The sequence below is a fragment of the Burkholderia sp. LFS061 genome, from assembly GCF_047978125.1.
GTDB lineage: Bacteria > Pseudomonadota > Gammaproteobacteria > Burkholderiales > Burkholderiaceae > Burkholderia > Burkholderia pyrrocinia_C.
The window spans coordinates 1-2,600 of sequence record NZ_JBFPFS010000103.1 but is presented as its reverse complement, the minus strand read 5'-3'; the positions used below and the strand labels follow the sequence as shown (position 1 = coordinate 2,600).

At 70.2% G+C, this 2,600-nt stretch carries 3 protein-coding genes; 1 reads left to right on the top strand and 2 read right to left on the bottom strand.

All coding sequences use genetic code 11. The annotated features are described in order from the left end of the window. Positions 1-633, top strand: a 633-nt coding sequence (mmsB, locus tag ACNQQL_RS35775; protein WP_347069626.1) for a 3-hydroxyisobutyrate dehydrogenase, incomplete at its 5' end; no start/stop codon positions are given. A 131-nt stretch (positions 634-764) separates the two neighbouring features. Here the strand turns inward: mmsB and ACNQQL_RS35770 are convergent. Together ACNQQL_RS35770 and ACNQQL_RS35765 are read right to left on the bottom strand one after the other, a co-directional pair. Next, on the bottom strand, positions 765-1,097 hold the full coding sequence (locus ACNQQL_RS35770) for a hypothetical protein (protein WP_347069606.1): 333 nt from the start codon (positions 1,095-1,097) through the stop codon (positions 765-767). A 224-nt stretch (positions 1,098-1,321) separates the two neighbouring features. After that, positions 1,322-2,600, bottom strand: a 1,279-nt coding sequence (locus ACNQQL_RS35765) for a cytochrome c (RefSeq protein WP_347069598.1), incomplete at its 5' end; no start/stop codon positions are given.

The window sequence follows — 2,600 nt, the reverse complement described above, 5'->3', positions numbered from 1 at the left end:
GGCGCGACGCTGGTCGACTGCAGCACGATCGACCCCGCCACCGTGCGCGCGGTGGCGGAAGCCGCCGCGCAGCGCGACTTCCCGCTCGCCGACGCGCCCGTGTCGGGCGGCACCGGCGGCGCGCAGGCCGGCACGCTGACCTTCATGGTCGGCGCGGACGCCGCGCTGTTCGAGCGCATCCGCCCCGTGCTGCTCGACATGGGCAGGAACGTCGTGCATTGCGGCGGCACGGGCACCGGGCAGATCGCAAAGATCTGCAACAACCTGCTGCTCGGGATCTCGATGATGGGCGTGTCGGAAGCGATGGCGCTCGGTGCCGCGCTCGGCATCGAGCCGGCCGTGCTGGCTGGCATCATCAACACGTCGACCGGCCGCTGCTGGAGCTCGGACACATACAACCCGTATCCGGGCGTGAACGACGCGGCGCCGGCCGCGCGCGGTTATGCGGGCGGTTTCGCGGCGAACCTGATGCTGAAGGATCTCGGGCTCGCGACCGAAGCCGCACGAAGCGCGCACCAGCCGGTGTGGATGGGCGCACTCGCGCAGCAGCTTTATCAGTCGATGAGCCAGCAGGGGCTCGGCGCGCTCGACTTCTCCGCGTGCGTGAAGCTGTACGAGGCGCAGCCGGCGTAGCCGACGCGACAAGCGCCGGACGTGCGCCGACCCGCGATGCGCTTGCGCGTATCGCGGGTCGGATTGCATGCGGGGAAGGAAAACGCAGGTGCCGCTTCAGGCGGCGGTCGCGCGGCCATGCCGCGTGTCGTTCAACCGCGCGGGTTCGATGCCGTCTCGAAGGTCGGATGGCACTCGAACGCGAGTTCGGAGCGCGCGTCGACGCGGCTGCCGCCGGTCAGCGATTCCTGCTTCAGGCTCGCGCGCATCCCGCGTTGCGTGCAGTAGTTGGTGGCTTCGTTGACAGCCTTCTCATGGGCGTCGGCCCACGTCGTCGACACGCCGACCGTGCGCGTCGTCACGGTGAACACGTTCGGGTTCGACGTCGCGGTCACGTCGGAAGCGGTCGAACACGCGGCGAGCAAGCATGCAGCAGCCGTGACGGTCAACCATCGCAGGGTTCGAACAGAAACTGGAATGAACATGGGGGGCAAGCGCACGCCGTTCGACGTGTATTGAGCAACATAGGCGACAGTATGCCTGCCCGATCGCCGGAGATCATGCCCCTTTCGGTGAACACATTGTTTCGAATGGTTAAACGATCGCAAGTGCAGGCAAGATTTACAGCCCGGCGCCGCGCCCGTTTTCATCCCGTGAGTAGTTTTGCCCTGCCGGTGCGTCGTTTCGGGCGCTCACGCCCGTGCGCCAGTCAATGCACGCCCTCCTGCCTGATCCTCGCCGATGCGTCCGCCAGGTTCCGCCACGCCGGCTGCCCCGGCGCATAGCGCGCGCGAATGTACGCGGCGAGCTCGGCCATCTGCCGGTCGTCGAACGCGTCGCCGAAGCCCGGCATATAACCGAGCTGGTCGGTGGCCGGCTGGTCGATCCCGTGGCGCAGCACGCGCAGCAGGTTGTCCGGCGTCGCCTGGCTGACGCTCGTGTTGAGCCCCATCAGCGGACGCACGCCGAAATTCCCGACGCCGCCAGACTCCGCGTGACAGACCGCGCACGCCGCGTCGAACGCGCGGCGGCCGTTCTCGAGGCCGAGCGTCGCGACGGTTTCCGCGCCGCGTGCCTGACGGATGGCCGCGTCTGCGGCCACCGCGGCGTCGACGGGTGGCGACAGCGACGCAAGGTAGTGCGCGATCGCCCGTACGTCCGGCTCGGGCAGCGACGCAAGCCCCGCGACGACGGGCGCCATCGGCCCGGCCGCGACGCCGTGCTGCGCGGAGAAACCCGTGCGCAGATAGTCGAACAGTGCGCCTTCGGTCCACGGCACCGGGGCGGCCGGCGACGCGACGAGCGGCGGCGCGACCCATCCTTCCGCTTCGCCGCCCGACAGATACGCGAAGCCGCCCTTCTCCGCGCCCAGCGCATTGCGCGGCGTGTGGCACGCGCCGCAGTGCCCGGCGCCATCGACCAGATACTTGCCGCGATTCCACATCGCGGAGCGTGCCGGGTCCGGCGCGAACGGCCGCGCGTCGTGAAACAGCCAGTTCCAGCCGGCGACGAGCCGCCGCCGGTCGAGCGGGAACGGCAACTTCGTCTTCGGCGGCACGTGCTTCACCGGCGGCTGCGACATCAGGTACGCATAGAGCGCGAGCAGGTCCGGCTCGCTCAGCTTCGCGAACGCCGTGTACGGAAACGCCGGGTACAGGTGCGTGCCGTCGCGCGAGACGCCTTCGCGCATCGCGCGCGCGAAGGCCGGATACGACCACGTGCCGATGCCGGTTTCCGGATCGGGCGTGAGGTTCGTCGTGTAGATCGTGCCGAACGGCGTATCGAGCGCGAGCCCGCCCGCGTTGGTCGCGCCGCCGGGCGCGGTGTGGCATACCGCGCAATCGCCGGCGAGTGCGACCTGGCGGCCGCGTTCGAGCGTCGCCGCGCTCCACATCGCGCTGTCCGCGCCGCCGCGTGCGACCGGTGCGATCGGCGCGGGCGGTGTGGTCGGCGGGCTGATCGGGCTCGCGTGCGCGATCCTGCCGGGC

What these genes read in the sequence shown, in the direction of transcription:
- ACNQQL_RS35770 (WP_347069606.1), bottom strand. Translation starts at nt 1,097, where the DNA reads ATGTTCATTCCAGTTTCTGTTCGAACCCTGCGATGGTTGACCGTCACG.